Genomic DNA, 15,078 nt, shown 5'->3' on the forward strand with positions numbered 1-15,078 from the left:
TCCCTCCGCCCTCGTAAGATGAGGGCACCTCCCCTTGCCGGGCTCCGGCAAGGGGAGGAGTCCTTCTCGCTACATCACGAGGACGATCTTGCCAAAATGGGCATTGGCCCGCATGTGCGCAAGCGCGGCGGCGGCTTCGGCCAGCGGGAAGGTTCTGTCGATCGGCAGGTGGAGCTTGCCCGCTTCGATCGCCGGCCACAGGTCGGCGCGCGCCGCCTTGACGATGTCGCGCACCTCTTGCGGGGAACGCGTGCGGAATGTGACGCCGATATAGTCGATGCGCTTCAGCGCATGCAGGTCGAAGTCGAATTCGCCCTTCATGCCGCCCAACCGGCCGACGTTGACGATGCGGCCGAGAATGGCGGCGGCCTGCATGTTCTGGTTCATCACGCCGCCCGACACCTGATCGACGATCAGGTCGACGCCCTTGCCGCCCGTCGCCTCCTTGACCTTGTCCGGCCACTTGGCGTCGCCCGTGTCGAGGGCGATGTCGCAGCCGAATTCCTTCAATCGCGCGCGGCGGCCGTCGTTGGTCGACGTGCCCATCACGATCGCGGCCCCCATGTGCCTGGCGATCTGCATGCCGAGCAGGCCGACGCCCGAGCTGGCGCCCTGGATCAGCACCGTCTCGCCCTTCGCGAGGCGGCCCGCCCCGACCAGTGCATTGTGCATGGTCTGAACGGCGACCGGCATGCAGGCGGCCTGCTCCCAGGTCATGTTGTTGGCCGGAATCCTGTGGGCCCGGCCGGAATCGGCGACGGCATACTCGGCGAAGCCGCCGGCCGCCGAGCTCATCACGCGGTCGCCCGGCTTGAAGTCCTTGACCTCGGCGCCGACCGCCTCGACCTCGCCGGCGCATTCCAGCCCGACGACGGTGCCCGGACCGCCGACCGTGCCGTGACGGTTGCCGGCGGCGACGGCGAGGTCGGCGCGGTTGAGCGACGCCGCCCGCACCTTGATCAATATCTCGTTGGACTTGGGTACGGGCTTGGGCGCGTCGCGCACCTCGACACCTGTTTCTCCGACCACGCAGGCTTTCATCGCTTCCTCCGTTCTTCCTCCTCTCCCCCTATCGAGGGAGAGGAACCTGGGTTGGCCAATAGCGATCGCGCAGCAGGCGCTTGTAGAGCTTGCCCGTCGGGTGGCGCGGCAGCTCGGCCTCGAAGTCGATGCTGCGCGGGCACTTGATGGGCGACAGATGCTTCCTGCAATAGGCGATCAGCTCCTCGGCGAAGGCGGGGCCGGCGTCGGCCATGTCGCGCGGCTGCACGACCGCCTTCACCTCCTCGCCGAACTCCTCGTTGGGCACGCCGAAGACGGCGCAATCCATCACCCTGGGATGGTTGATAAGCAGGTTCTCGGCCTCCTGCGGATAGATGTTCACGCCGCCCGAGATGATCATGAAGGCCTTGCGGTCGGTGAGATGCAGGAAGCCGTCGGCGTCGACGTAGCCGACGTCGCCCAGCGTCGTCCAACCCCTGGGATGGCGCGATTCGGCGGTCTTCCTCGGGTCGTTGTGATACTCGAACGGCCGTCCCTCGGCGAAATAGACGGTGCCCGACTCGCCGGCCGGCAGCTCGTTGCCCTCCTCGTCGCAGATCTTGAGCTTGCCGACCACGGCCTTGCCGACGGTGCCCTTGTGGGCGAGCCATTCGGCCGAATCGCACATGGTGAGGCCGTTGCCTTCCGTGCCGCCGTAGTACTCCCACACGATCGGGCCCCACCACTCGATCATCTTCTCCTTGACCGGAATGGGACAGGGCGCGGCGGCGTGGATGGCGCAGCGCAGGGTCGACATGTCGTACGCGAGGCGCACCTCGTCGGGCAGCTTGAGGAAGCGCACGAACATGGTCGGCACGAGCTGGCTGTGCGTGATTCGGAACTTCGGTACGAGCTTCAGGAACTCCTCGGCGTCGAAATGCTCCATGATCACGGAGGTGCCGCCGAGCCGCATCACGCTCATGTTGAAGCGCAGCGGCGCGGCATGATAGAGCGGCGCCGGCGAGAGATAGATCGTGTCGGTGTCCATGCCGTAGAGCTTGGACGTGATCGCCAGCAGCGGATTCATCGCGTCGATGGGTTGCGGCTCGACGACCGGCAGCACGCCCTTGGGCCGCCCGGTCGTGCCCGACGAATAGAGCATGTCGTGGCCCGCCGCCTGGTCGGCGATCGGCGTCGCCGGCTGGCGCGCGACCGCCTCCTCCCACGACGCGTAGCTCGGGATCGTGCCGTCCACCATGTAGAGGCGCGCGAGGCCCTGCAGGCGCGGCGCGAGCTCGGCGGCGCGCTCGCCGAGCGCGGCCGAGGTGACGAACAGCCTGGCGCCGCAATCGCGGACGATGTACTCGACCTCCTCGGCGGTCAGCCGCGAGCTGATCGCGGTATAGATGAGGCCCGACCGCTGGGCGCCCCAGCAGATCTCGAAGAACCGCGCATTGTTCTCCATGAACAGCGCGATGTGGTCGCCGGGCGCGAGTCCGGCCGCGCGGAAGAGCCGCGCCGCGCGGTTCGACCGCTCGTCGAGCTGGTGGTAGGTCACGGTCTCGCCCGACCCGGCCATGATGTAGGCTGGCTTGTCGGGCATGGTCTGGGCGTGGTGGCAGGGGTGCATGGCGCCGGCATATGACCGGACGCACCGCGCCGTCGCAAGGGCGCGCCGTTCCGCGTGCAGGAAGGTTCTGCCGGCCATTCGCGGCGAAGCGACGATGGGCCCCGGCCGTCATTGACCCCCGCGCGCCAGTCGGCTTTATTCCGGCCGCACCGAAACGTGCCCCCGTGGCGGAATTGGTAGACGCGCCTGACTCAAAAAGTGGTTTGTTTACCCTGCGACGTTTAGCGCGGTGGTCCGAAAAGACGTTTGATTTTCGAGGGTTGAGCGGGTACGGCAAGGCACATCGTGGCGGTGACAACCGCGCTAGGTGCAAAATGGGTGCAGAGCGCGAGGGAACTCGCGGCGGCGATCGGCGGGCGTGGCGGAACTGGTAGACGCGCTGGATTCAAAATCCTGTTCTGGTGACAGAGTGTCGGTTCGATTCCGACCGCCCGCACCATCCCCAACGAATTGCTTCGTTGAATGGTTCATCACCCTGGAGGGATGACTGGCGGCGCGGCGCAATGTGGACGTGCCCTCGGGTAAGCTTAGCGGCCGCTCGCGTAAAGCCTGCGGCAAGCCTCGTTTTCGGCCTCCTGCAGCCGCTGGACGTAGGCGACGAGGCGCTCGTCGGCGTCGAGCGGATAGAATCTTGAGGGCCTGGGCCCGACCGTCGAGTTCACCGCAATCGGCTGCGCGTTCGAATCTACAAGGAACAGAACGTCGCCGCCTGGTGAAATCGGCCGGTGCTTCGGGTCATCATGCAGTGGGGTAACGTCGACCAATTGACCCGTCGGCGCGTGCCAGACTGCATGGTGCACCGCGATGAGGTAGCCAGGCCCGGGAATATCTCCCACCACGCGATAATGGAACATCCAGCCGAACAGAACTCGGCCGCCCTGCTGCACCGCTTGATGGATAGCATTTTCAAAACATCGGGTCGGTGTCGCCCAAGCTTCTGGTTGATGAAGCGCAAGACCAAGTGGTTCGCGGCTGATGGTGCGAGCAAACGCTTCGAGGGCATTTGGAGCGGCGGATCCAGACACGAGAAAGTCCTATTGAAAGGTCAGGTACAGGGTAGTGTTTTCTACAGATACGCGATGCCTTGACGAAGAAGGTCGTCCAACACATCGGCCCGCGAGCGCGTCCGATGCACAGCCAGCGCGACCAACGCACGCGCCACACGCCGCGCGAGGTTGCGGGCTAGGACACGTTGCGTCGTCGAGATCTTCGGTAGTCCGGCCCGGCCGTGGACGAACGCGCTACGCAGCTCGAACAGGTCCTTATAGTTCTCTGCTGCCTTGGCATCTGTGAGCGCCGCGCCGATCCGGGCGGAGACCCGTTCGGTCGCCGATAGTTTCGGATGCGGGTCAGGCTTGGGCCGCAGCTTACGCATGTGATCGATTTCCAGGCCGAGCGCCGCCTCGATCGCGGTCATGTGAGCCATCACCTCGTCGATGCCGTCGGCAAGGAAAGCCCGGACAAGGAAATGCACCACCGGTGCCTCAAAGAGTGGCGTCGCGCGCGCCGCCTGTAGCTCGGTCCAGGCTGCGTCAGTAAAAAGCTGCAACTCCGTTTTGGCACTGTCGTCGAGCGGCAACGCGCTCGGCCGCTCCAGCTCGATCTCTTCACCCCAACGGTCCTCGACGATCCTGGGCTCGAGCGTGAGGTCGTCGGGGCTGGGTGGCCGCGCCGGCCGGACGAAAAGGTCTTCGTCTAGCGTGTAGATCCACGGTACGAGGAAGCCGCGCCAATCGACCTCCAGCATTGTCGACCACTCCTCCCACCGGGCCAATAGTAGGAAAAAGAGTGCGCCTTCGACCGCCGGCGGGAATCGGCCATGATGGGGTTCGATCTCGCCGAAGTCCTGGCGCATATCCGTGAACATAAACGGGGCGGCACGTGACTCCGGCCTCGGATCGACCTCGATTTCCTCCTCGACCACCAGCCAATGAAACTGTGCGAGGCGCTTGGCTTCCAACGGCAACGCCGGGAAGTTGCGCGCGAGCCTCGGCGCATCGAATAGCTTCCCCAATTCCTCGGCTGTGAATTGAGCGACTCGCGTATTGCCAAAGCTCATTGGTGGCAGATCGTCGGCTAGATCGAGCGGACAGATGTGCCGGCGCACCGTAATCCTGCGTGAGTAGGCTGCGTCGAGTGCCGCCGCGGCCGTCGGCAAATCGAGCGCGAGCCCCGCTTGGTCGAGCGGCAGGCCGCATGGCAGGCCGAGTGACCTGAGCGCGCTGCTCAGCGCGAACGTGGCCTTGCCCCGACTATAGCGGCGGTCGCAGAGCTCGCTTAGTGCGACGAAGGCCGGCGCCGACAGCAGGTTGGTCGGGCCCGGCCGCGGAATGCGCCATAGGGCGGCCAAGGCGTCGAGGAGCTGCTGATCCGCCGCCATCGTTACGCGCAGCCATTGGGGGTCGCCTGTGGCCGCCAGCTCCGCTCTGTACGTTCTCGCGCGAGCTTGGTTTCGAGGCTCGGATGCTTTCGCTCAATGCTCTCGTTGTAGATGTACTCCGCATCGTCCCAGAAGGTGGCGATCGCCTCGACGAACGCCCGGAGCCGTTCGACGGGCACGTCCATCAGCGCGACGGGTGGCGGCTCGGGATCGGGCGGCTGATCCTCGAACGGTCCTGGCGGGTAAACCCGCCACAGCTCGGGACAGCGCGCGGCCAGCGCAACCGCCGACGGCCCGTCGCCATGCCGGCAGGCGTTGCCGAGGAGTTGGAACGTGTCCAACTCGGCGAAGCTTGGAAAGGCGTCTAGACGGATGCCGCGCAGTTCCAAGAAGAGTTCGTAGAGCCTTGCCCAGTGCCCCTTCGTCACCTGCGCGACCATGCCCTCGCCGGGCGCCAACTCCTCCACGCATCCGCGCAGATAGCTGCGGAGCTGCCGCTCCCAGATGGACTGGATTGCAAGGCCGAAAGCCATTTTCGTCTCTTTGAGCACATCCCCCGTGTCGGCCTGGGCGAAGGCGTCGCCTGGACTGTCACTGCGGCCCAGCGCGGCGATCTTTTCCTCAAGGGCCCGGATCGCGGGGGCGATCACATCGTCAAAAAATGATCGCACGGTGACCCCGTGCTTCGATGCCGCCACATCGGCATAGCAGTTCTTCCAGCGGAACACCTTCATGCGGCGACTCCTGCCCAGACCATCCTTCGCAGCGGTTAGAGCCCTTGGGCAATTCCGTAAGGTGATTGGAGCCGGTACCTAGGGCATTGGCGCCGGCTCCGTTCCTCGTTCACTTCGGCTTGCCCGCCCCGTTGTGAGCAGGGCGATCAATGACGTAGCGCTGGCCGGGCTTGGGCTTTGGCGGGAGAGGGCGCCCTCGAATGGCGGTCCGTTCCTGACCGGTCTCGCCGCCGCGAGGCCCAACGATACCGAACTCGCCCGAGATCGGGGCCTGCTCCCCCGGCTTGTAGGTCTTGCTCACTTTTACACCTCCAATGTCGGCTCGCGGATCATCCCGCCCGACCATGGGACCAATGCGGAAGTTGACTTCAGGTTCAATTAGGATAAAATGGGACCTAGAAAAATATGGAGGCCATCATGGCGAGTCCGCAAACCTCAACAGCGTCGACCGTGCGTTCCAATCCCATCCATCACCTTCATCCTGTCGACGACGCCTGTCCGGTTTGCGAGCAGCCTATCCCGCACGACCGTGCCGACGAGATCGCCGAACGGTTGCAGGCGCGAGAGCAGGCGCAGTCTGCCACGATCACCGCGCAACTGCAGGAGAAGTTCAACGCCGAAAAGACAGAGGCCCTCGAGCGTGCACGGCTAGAGGCCGACCAAAAAATCGCTGAGGCCCGAGAACAGGCCCGTCTGGCTGCTGAACTCCAGTCGAAGGCACAAGTCGAGGCGGCGGAAGCGGCCCGTATCGCAGCCCAAGAGGCGCTCCAGACCAAGACCGAAGAGGTCACTACCGAGAAGGCAAACGCTGAGGCGGCGAAGGCTGCGCTTCAGGGCCAACTCGAACAGGTTCAGCGCGAATCGACCGACGCGATCGAGAAACTAAAGGCGGACGCGGCGGCGCAGGAAGACATGATCCGCTCAGAGGCGGCGCGCATCGCCACGGAAGCGGCCGCGAGCCTGCTGGCGGAAGTCGAGGCCCAGAAAGTGACGGCCGAAAACGCTGGCGAGGCGCTGAAAGCGGAACTGGCGCAAACCAGACTGACCAGCGAACAGGCCCTGGCAGAGGCCCAGGCAAAGGCGACCGCCCGTGAAGTGGAGATTCGTGCCGAAGTCAGCGCGGCCGCCGAGGCCGCGGCCAAGGTGCAGATTGGCGCCGCCGAACAGGCCAAAGCCGACGCCGAAGCCAAGGCGGTCGCTGCGGAGGCGATAGCGAAAAGCCTCCAGGAATCTCACGAAGCCCAGCTCAATGAGCGACTGCAAGAACAGCGCGAGGCCCTGGAGGCCGACAAGACAGCCGCTATCAACGCCGAGAAGTCGGCCACGTTTGAAGAGCGCCAGAAGTTGGCCAACAAGGTCGAAGAACTGCAGCGCGCGCTTGAGAAGAAGACCGCTGAGGAGCTCGGCGAAGGCGCCGAAATCAATCTTTTTGAAGCGCTGAAGGCTGAGTTCGACGGTGATCGCATCGTGCGCGTGACCAAGGGGCAGCAAGGCGCAGACATCCTGCACACCGTCATGCACAACGGACAGGAGTGCGGCACGATCATCTACGATTCGAAGAACCACAACGCATGGCGGAAAGATTTCGTGACCAAATTGCGGTCAGACCAGTTGAGTGCCCAGGCCGACCATGCCGTGTTGTCGTCCAGCAAGTTCCCGGCCGGCGCCCGGCAATTGCATATACAGGACGGCGTCGTGATCGCTAGCCCGGCGCGGGTTGTCGCCCTCATCCAACTGATTCGCGCCCATCTGGTTCAATCTCACACCCTGCGCATGAGCAACGCCGAACGGACCCAGAAGACCGCAGCCCTGTACAGCTTCATCAATTCTCAGCAGTGCGCCGACTCGTTTGCGCGGCTCGACGAATTGGCGGAGTCGCTGCTGGATATTCAGACGAAGGAGGTTAAAGCCCACGAAAACGTCTGGAAACAGCAAGGTGTTGCCATACGCGCGGCCATGAAAGTGCAGGCTGAATTGCGCAATCAGATCGACTCGATCATCGGTACGGCGACCTCGCCGGAGAGCCCTCAATGACGAACCCGCAGGTCATTCCCGACCGCAACAATGTCATCAATCTTCAGGAGCGTCGGCTCGACCGTACCGTCCTGCGCACATACCGGACCAAGGCCGATATAGGGGACATCGTGCCGAACGAAAAGCAGCCCCGCATGGGTCCGAAGATCGATGAAGAGCTGCAGCGGCAGATCGAAGCGAATGGCGGCCTCTTCGAACCCCTACTTGTCGAGCCCCATCCTGACCTACCCGGAAAGTTCCGGATCATCGACGGCGATCGCCGGTGGACCAACTCACGGGTGCTAGTGGATCAAGGGAAGGAAGATTATCGGCAGATCCCAATCGAGGTTACCGACCGGACATTGAGCGACGAGGACCGACTTCGGGTCTGGATTTACATCCATCGCCAGCGGAAAGAATGGGACGCCAAGGAAAAGGAAATGGTGGCCTATCGCCTGGTCGACTTGATGGGCCGGTCGAGCGCGGCCAACATCCTCGGCATCACAGTGCGTGAGCTCGACAAGTTAGTCGACGTGTTCGAACTCTCGGAAAAATTTACTAGTCTCCGTGACCCCAGCGCCGCAATCACCTGGTCACGTGAGTTGATGGGGGTGAGCAAGAAACTACTGACGCCGAGTGTCATTGAGGCGGTGGTCAAGAAGGTCAACCAGAAGCGCATTACCAATTCCAAAGACCTTCGGAAGCTCCGCACGATCTTGCCCGACCCCGTCGCGCGTTCGCAGTTTCTGAGCGATGCCGGAGATTTGGAGTCGGCAATGTTGCGCCTTGGACCCGCGCCCAAGCCAGTCAAGGGCGGACTTTCCGGCGATCTTGAAGCTGCAGTCGACGCGATGAAAAAGGTCCCTTTCTCGGCCCTGCAGGAACTCAAAGGGGATGCGGATATCCTGAAGAAGATCGCCGAAGCGGAAGCGTTGTTGCAATCGCTCCGCAGCGCGCTTTCATAGGTTGGAGATTGTGGGCTCGACCTCAAGGTCTGATAAGGCGCGGAGTCTATTCGGAACAGGTAGCATTGCGAGAGCATGCCTGGCGAAAAGCCCTGCGTTACGGCAGCGTCAGTTGTAAAGAAATATTAGTCGTCGCGAGACTGCGTGAGCGTCGGCTGGGGGAAACAGAGTGATACTGACCGACAACGAAACGAAGGTCGATCTCCTTAACAACGAAGCGATCGCCAAGACCATCATCGCGTTGCTGCGGGAGAAACCGGAGCGCCCGGTGACGATTGGCGTTCACGGCGATTGGGGCGCGGGGAAGTCCAGCATCCTTGAGATGATCGAGAGTGGCCTCGCGGACCAGAACGGCGTCCTCTGCCTCAAGTTCAACGGATGGCGGTTCCAGGGTTTCGAGGACGCCAAGATCGCGTTGATCGAGGGCATCGTCACCGGCTTGCTTGAGAAGCGTCCGCTGCTGTCGAAGGCGGGGGCGGCGGTTACAGATATCTTCCGCCGGATCGATTGGCTCAAGATCGCACGCCACGGCGGGGGTCTGGCGTTCACCGCCATGACGGGCATTCCAACGGCCGACCAAATCGGCGCCGTCGTCGACACCGTTAAGGGGGTCTTCGCCGATCCCGCCAAGCTCGCGACCAAGGAGAACTACGACAAGGCCGTTGACGGCGTGCAGGGGCTGTTGAAACCCGCCGAGTCGAAGAACGTTCCGGAAGAGATCGAGGCCTTCCGAAAGGCTTTCACAGGCCTGCTGAAGGCGGCCGGTATCGACCAACTGATCGTGTTGATCGACGATCTCGATCGCTGCCTTCCCGACACCGCCATCGAAACGCTCGAAGCGGTCCGCCTGTTCGTATTCACCGACCGCACCGCTTTCGTCGTGGCCGCCGACGAGGCGATGATCGAATATTCGGTTCGCAAGCATTTCCCCGAGCTGCCGGACACGACCGGACCCCGCGACTACGCGCGGAACTACCTTGAGAAGTTGATCCAGATACCGTTCCGCATCCCGGCGCTCGGGGAGACCGAGACACGTATCTACGTCACGCTCCTCCTGATCGGGGCGGAACTCGCCGACGATGACGTCGACTATGCGAAACTGATCGATGCGGCGCGCAGTTTGCTCAAGAGGCCGTGGACGACGGCGGGCCTCGATGCGCAGACCGTCAGGACCGCCCTCGGCGACAAGGCCAGCGACGTTCAGAACGCGCTCACGCTGAGCGATCAGATCGGCCCCATCCTCGCCAGCGGCACCCAGGGCAATCCGCGGCAGATAAAGAGGTTTTTGAACACGCTCATGCTGCGGCACCAGACGGCGCTGGCACGTGGGTTCGGCGACGAGGTCAAGCTCCCGGTCCTGGCGAAGCTCATGTTGGCCGAGCGTTTCATGTCGCGGTTGTTCGACCAGATCGCGAGCTCCGCCGCTCGCAGCTCCGATGGACGATGCGCGGACCTCACGGCGCTTGAGACGGCAGCCGCCGACGGGGCCGATACGTCGAAGCGCAAGCGCAGCGGTTCGAAGGTGGCGGTCGACGACGACGCCGCCGAATCGGACGCCGTGGCGAAGGACAGCGCCGTATTGGCGGAATGGAAGGCGGCAGAAGCTATCCGGGCCTGGGCGCGCCTCACGCCTTCCTTGGCCGAGGTCGATCTCCGCCCGTACCTCTTCGTGACCAAGGACCGGAAGGACTATTTCGGGGCGGCGTCGGTGCTGGGTCGCCTGGCCGCTGTGGTCGAAAAGCTGCTCGGGTCGAAGCTTGCCGTGCAGGCCTTCGAAGGGGAGCTGAAGCAGCTCGTGCCCGCGGAAGCGGCGCAGGTGTTCGAAGAACTCCGCGGCCGTGTCATGGGCAGCGACGCCTTCGAGACGGCGCCGCCGGGCGTGGATGGTGTCGCCGTTCTGGTGCGCGCCCATCCGACCTTGCAGCCGAATCTCCTCGATCTCCTGGAGGCTCTCCCGGCAGACCGCTGCGGTCCGTGGCCGGCGTCCGGCTGGGAGGGCGTGATCAAGGAGGGGGAATCGGTGGCCCGCTTCGAGCGGCTTCTGAAGACCTGGTCCACATCCAAGGGCTCGTTCCTGAAGACAACGGCGGCGGCGGCGCTGCGCACGCGCGGGAATCGCCGCTGATGGGAACCTCGAATGCATATGGCGGTGCCGCCGGTGGGACGCCCTTGATCCCGAGTTGGTTGCGGGACGACGGCGGCGGTGCGGGAGGCGGCGCCACGCCGCCCAGCGATGGGTCGACGTCGACTCCCGCGAGTGCGCTACCTGCGGTCACGCCGACTCCCGCGATCGGTGCGCCGCCCGCGGTCCCGCTGGCGCCGGTGCCGCGACCTGTCATCCCGGTAGCTGGGGCGTCTGACCGTTTCACTAGTGCGCGCACCAGTTTCTCGCGGTTCGCCAGTTCGGGGGCGACCGATCGCCGTAGCCTGGGGCGCGCAGTCTCGCGCTATGTGTCGACCTCGGCGGGCGGATCCCGTCGCGCCGCCCAGCGCATGGGTTCGTCGCGAGGCGCAGGGGCTGGATTGGTCCGCTTCCTGAACGACGCGAGCGTCAACGGTGCCCGCGAGGCCCTGAGGGCGTTGAACCTTGAAAGCCTGGCCGGACGGCCGATCGAAGAGGTGTTCGCCGGGCTCGCGGATTATATCTGTCCAGAAGGCGGGTCGATTGATGAAGGTATCGCCCGTGACGCGTTCATCGAGACGATCGCCGACCTCGCTGGCGCAGGTATCACCGACATCGATGCCCTGACTCCGGCGCAGATCCAGACGGTGTTCGAGCTCTACGCGACCCATGCGATCGAAGCTCGTCTGTGTAACGACATAGGGACCAAGGTCGTCACCTTGCCGGCGGACCCCAGTGCGGCGGCGCGCGTCGAAGCGCAGCTTCGGGACTTCATCCAACGCGGTGTCAGCGACGCCATCAACGCGGCCGGCGTCAACATCCAGGCACTGTCGCCCGATGCGGTCACGGGCTTCGTCACGACAGTCTACCAGTCCGCGTTCGAGGTCCTTCAGACGATGGGCGATACGGAGGCGGGTGAATGAGGCGGCACGTCTTGATCGGGCGCTTCGGCGCCGACGATAAAGCCCGCGTGCCCAAAGCGCGTGATGAGGTCGCTTCGGCCCTTCAGCTGATCACCGGCAAGCGCTTAGACCATGGGATTGGGCGGGCCTTGGACGACCTAAAGGCGCTGTCTCTGTCGCCGAGCGAGATGGGCGCGGACCTGCTTGTCGTCGCTGCACATGTCCACGCGGCGGACACCCGGCTATCCCGTTCCAGCGAGTCGCAGGACGCCTGGACACGTGAGATTCGATTGGTCATCCCGGTCAGCGATATCGGCCGATGGACGGCCGTGGCCCCGATACTCGTGCGGGCGCTGAACTTTCTCACCGGTGATCGGTGGGAGGTTGGGTTCCGGAAACGACCGAAGGCATTTAAGACGATCGTGCCAGCCGTCGCGCCAACTCTGCTGCCGCCCCCGTTTGACGGTGTCAGCCTGTTTTCAGGCGGTCTCGACAGCCTGATCGGAGCGATCGATACCCTTGAAGGTAAGGGAACGCCGCTACTCGTGAGCCATGCAGGCGAAGGGTTGGTGAGCAAATCGCAAGAGCGCTGCTTCGACGGCCTCAAGGCCGCATACCCCGGGTCCGCCTTCAATCGGCTCCGGGTCTGGATGAGCTTCGACGCTGGTCTGTTTGGTGATGTGGCGTCCGAGGATACGACACGCGGCCGATCCTTCCTGTTTTTCTCTCTTGGGGTGACGGCCGGAACATCCTTGGCGAGTCCGTTCGTGCTGAAGGTGCCGGAGAATGGTTTGATCGCGCTCAATGTGCCGCTCGACCGCCTGAGGCTCGGGGCGCTCAGCACGCGGACGACGCACCCCTTTTATATCGCGCGCTGGAACGACATGCTGACTGCACTCGGGATCGGTGGTCGCATCGACAATCCGTACTGGGACAAGACCAAGGGTGAAATGGTGGCCGCCTGTGCGAACCCGGCCGTGCTGTCGAAGCTCGCGCCGTCGTCCTTGTCGTGTTCGTCGCCGAGCAAGGGACGCTGGACAAAGCAACCGCAAGGCCATTGTGGCTTCTGTCTGCCCTGTTTGATCCGGCGCGCCGCTCTCCAGCCGAACGACTCGACGGCGTATACGCTTCCGAATCTCCGCGCCGGTACCCTCGACACGAAGCAGGCGGCAGGTCAGCAGGTCCGCTCGTTTCAGATAGCGATCGCGCGTCTCGCCGCCCGTCCTGATCTTGCCAAGGTGCTGATCCATAAGCCCGGGCCACTCTACGACGATGCGGACCGACACGACGGTCTGGCCGGTGTGTATCGTCGGGGGCTCGAGGAGGTCGCCCGGCTTTTGACCGGTGTTCAGACGGCTCCAACGTGACTTCGGATAAAGTGTGCCCACTCGTAGACTTCCATTGCCACCTCGACCTTTATCCCGACCATGCCGAAGCGGTGGCACGGTGCGAGCGCGAAGGTGTCTTCACGCTCGCCGTGACAACGACGCCGAAGGCTTGGCCCCGCAATCAGGAACTCGCCGCAGCGACGCGCCACGTCCGCGCTGCTTTGGGCCTTCATCCGCAGCTCGTCGCCGAGCGTGGCCACGAGATTGCGCTCTGGAGGGAGCTGCTGCCGCGGACACGCTACGTCGGAGAGGTCGGGCTCGACGCAGGGCCCAGATTTTACCGCTCGTTCGACCGGCAGAAGGAGGTTTTCGCAGAGGTACTTACCTCCTGCGCCGCGGCGTCCGACAAGATCCTGACCGTGCACAGCGTTCGCGCGACGAAGATCGTGCTCGACATGATCGAGAAGTATTTGCCGCCGCCTCGCGGCCGGGTGGTGTTGCATTGGTTCACCGGGACGGCGGCCGAAATCCGACGCGCCGTCGACCTCGGTTGCTACTTTTCGGTCAACGCCGAAATGCTCACGAATGAAAATCGGGCCGTCGCGAACCGCACTTTCCCGTTAGGTCGTGTCCTGACAGAGACCGATGGCCCATTCACCCGAACCGCTGGTCGCCCTTCTGAGCCCATTGATGTCTGGCAAGCGGTCGAAGGCTTGGCGAGCCTGCATGGTTTGGGAGCCGCCGAGGTTGGACGCCGGATCGGTGCCAACCTCAAAACCCTGCAAGATGAAGTGCCATAGCGGCCGATGTTTAGGTGGGCACGAGTTCCTCGCGTGGATTCGTGCCGCAACCGCACGCGTATGAGTTCGACTTCGACCGCCGGGCATGACCTGCCCCAGGGTTTTCGTGCCATCGGTTAGTTGAGAGACTGGCCTCCACGAGGAGGCAGGATGAAGAAGTCGAAGTTCACGGAAGAGCAGATCGTGGGGATCTTGCGGGAGACGGATCGCGATCCTGTCGCGACGGTGGCCAAGCGCCACGGTGTGAGCGAGCAGGCGATCTACACCTGGAAGAAGCGGTTCGGTTCTTTCCAGCCGGATGACGTTCGGCGTCTGAAGCAGCTCGAGCAGGAGAACGCGCGGCTGAAGAAGCTGGTGGCGGAACGTGACCTCGAGATCGAGGTGATGAAGGAGATCGCTGCAAAAAAATGGTAGGCGTGCCGGCCCGTCGCGAGCAGGTGGCGGATGCACAACGCCGCGGCCTGTCGCAACGACGGTCTTGCACGCTGCTGAAGGTTGCCCGTTCGGCGCTCGGTTACCAATCGACCAAGGCGATCGAGGATGAGCCGGTAGTGGCGCGGATGTCTGTGCTCTCGGCACAGTATCCGCGCTACGGCTACCGACGCATCCGGATCTTCCTTGGCCGTGATGGCCACCCGATGAGTCCCGGCCGGGCACATCGTCTGTGGCGGCGCGCGAAGCTGCAGGTGCCGCGTCGGCGCCCGCGCAAGCGGATCGCTACCGGACGGCCGCGTCCGCAGGCCCCGACTGGGGCGAACCAGGTATGGTCGTACGACTTCGTGTTCGACTGGTGCGCCAACGGCCAGCAGCTCAAGTGCCTGACCGTCACCGACGAGTGGACCAGAGAGGGCCTGGCGATCGAGGTCGACGGCCGCATCCGCTCGGGCCGTGTGATCGAAGTGCTGTCGCGATTGATCAGCGAGCGAGGCACGCCGCTTCACCTGCGCTCGGACAACGGCCCGGAGTTCGTGTCGCGGGCGCTGCTGAAGTGGATCGTCGAGCAGGGCATCGAGACCGCCCTGATCGATCCCGGCAAGCCGTGGCAGAACGGCGCGCTGGAAAGCTTCAATGGCAAGTTCCGCGACGAGTGCCTGAGCATGGAGTGGTTCCGGTCTCGTGGCGAAGCCAAGGTCGTCATCGAAGCCTGGCGCAAGCACTTCAATGAGGTGCGTCCACATTCGAGTCTCGGATATTTGACGCCGGCCGAGTTCGCCGCAAAGCTT

The 15,078-nt window shown here is 63.9% G+C and carries 12 protein-coding genes, 1 tRNA gene and 1 pseudogene; 8 read left to right on the forward strand and 6 right to left on the reverse strand.

Annotated elements, in window-relative coordinates; genetic code table 11:
• Window positions 1–69: 69 nt before the first annotated feature.
• Both KIT25_02505 and KIT25_02510 read right to left on the reverse strand, forming a co-directional pair.
• Window positions 70–1,041: a zinc-binding dehydrogenase gene (locus KIT25_02505; GenBank protein UYN95841.1), complete on the reverse strand. Its 972-nt coding sequence runs from the start codon at window positions 1,039–1,041 to the stop codon at window positions 70–72.
• 28 nt (window positions 1,042–1,069) lie between these two features.
• Window positions 1,070–2,611, reverse strand: coding sequence for an AMP-binding protein (locus KIT25_02510; GenBank protein ID UYN95842.1), 1,542 nt, complete (start codon window positions 2,609–2,611; stop codon window positions 1,070–1,072).
• Between the two features lie 352 nt (window positions 2,612–2,963).
• Between KIT25_02510 and KIT25_02515 the strand changes: the two genes are divergently transcribed.
• A tRNA-Leu gene (locus KIT25_02515) sits at window positions 2,964–3,050 on the forward strand.
• Window positions 3,051–3,138: 88 nt separating this feature from the next.
• Here the strand turns inward: KIT25_02515 and KIT25_02520 are convergent.
• The 4 genes from KIT25_02520 to KIT25_02535 all read right to left on the reverse strand — a co-directional run bounded on the left by KIT25_02520 (window position 3,139) and on the right by KIT25_02535 (window position 6,026).
• Window positions 3,139–3,636, reverse strand: a complete 498-nt coding sequence (locus tag KIT25_02520; GenBank protein UYN95843.1) for a hypothetical protein — start codon at window positions 3,634–3,636, stop codon at window positions 3,139–3,141.
• Between the two features lie 41 nt (window positions 3,637–3,677).
• On the reverse strand, window positions 3,678–4,991 hold the full coding sequence (locus tag KIT25_02525) for a hypothetical protein (protein ID UYN95844.1): 1,314 nt from the start codon (window positions 4,989–4,991) through the stop codon (window positions 3,678–3,680).
• 2 nt (window positions 4,992–4,993) lie between these two features.
• Window positions 4,994–5,725 carry a hypothetical protein gene (locus KIT25_02530; GenBank protein UYN95845.1) on the reverse strand — a complete coding sequence of 244 codons (732 nt, stop codon included), beginning with the start codon at window positions 5,723–5,725 and terminating at the stop codon, window positions 4,994–4,996.
• A 109-nt stretch (window positions 5,726–5,834) separates the two neighbouring features.
• Entirely contained in the window at window positions 5,835–6,026 is a 192-nt protein-coding gene (locus KIT25_02535) for a hypothetical protein (GenBank protein ID UYN95846.1), read from the reverse strand.
• A 104-nt stretch (window positions 6,027–6,130) separates the two neighbouring features.
• Here KIT25_02535 and KIT25_02540 point away from each other — a divergent pair, with 104 nt between their 5' ends.
• The 7 genes and pseudogenes from KIT25_02540 (at window position 6,131) to KIT25_02570 (ending at window position 15,066) form a co-directional block, all read left to right on the forward strand.
• Entirely contained in the window at window positions 6,131–7,759 is a 1,629-nt protein-coding gene (locus KIT25_02540) for a DUF2130 domain-containing protein (protein ID UYN95847.1), read from the forward strand.
• Window positions 7,756–8,703, forward strand: a complete 948-nt coding sequence (locus KIT25_02545) for a ParB N-terminal domain-containing protein (protein UYN95848.1) — start codon at window positions 7,756–7,758, stop codon at window positions 8,701–8,703. The genes KIT25_02540 and KIT25_02545 overlap by 4 nt, the downstream gene beginning before the upstream one ends.
• Window positions 8,704–8,872: 169 nt before the next feature.
• A complete protein-coding gene (locus KIT25_02550; protein ID UYN95849.1) occupies window positions 8,873–10,828 on the forward strand; it encodes an NTPase KAP in 1,956 nt (651 codons plus the stop codon).
• Complete coding sequence (locus tag KIT25_02555; protein UYN95850.1) at window positions 10,828–11,748, forward strand: hypothetical protein; 921 nt, start codon at window positions 10,828–10,830, stop codon at window positions 11,746–11,748. Before KIT25_02550 ends, KIT25_02555 begins: the two co-directional genes overlap by 1 nt.
• On the forward strand, window positions 11,745–13,094 hold the full coding sequence (locus KIT25_02560) for a hypothetical protein (GenBank protein ID UYN95851.1): 1,350 nt from the start codon (window positions 11,745–11,747) through the stop codon (window positions 13,092–13,094). Before KIT25_02555 ends, KIT25_02560 begins: the two co-directional genes overlap by 4 nt.
• Window positions 13,095–13,105: 11 nt before the next feature.
• On the forward strand, window positions 13,106–13,855 hold the full coding sequence (locus tag KIT25_02565; protein ID UYN97798.1) for a TatD family hydrolase: 750 nt from the start codon (window positions 13,106–13,108) through the stop codon (window positions 13,853–13,855).
• A 150-nt stretch (window positions 13,856–14,005) separates the two neighbouring features.
• A pseudogene (locus KIT25_02570) lies at window positions 14,006–15,066 on the forward strand (IS3 family transposase).
• The last annotated feature ends 12 nt before the right edge of the window (window positions 15,067–15,078 follow it).

The sequence above is a fragment of the Enhydrobacter sp. genome, assembly GCA_025808875.1.
GTDB lineage: Bacteria > Pseudomonadota > Alphaproteobacteria > Reyranellales > Reyranellaceae > Reyranella.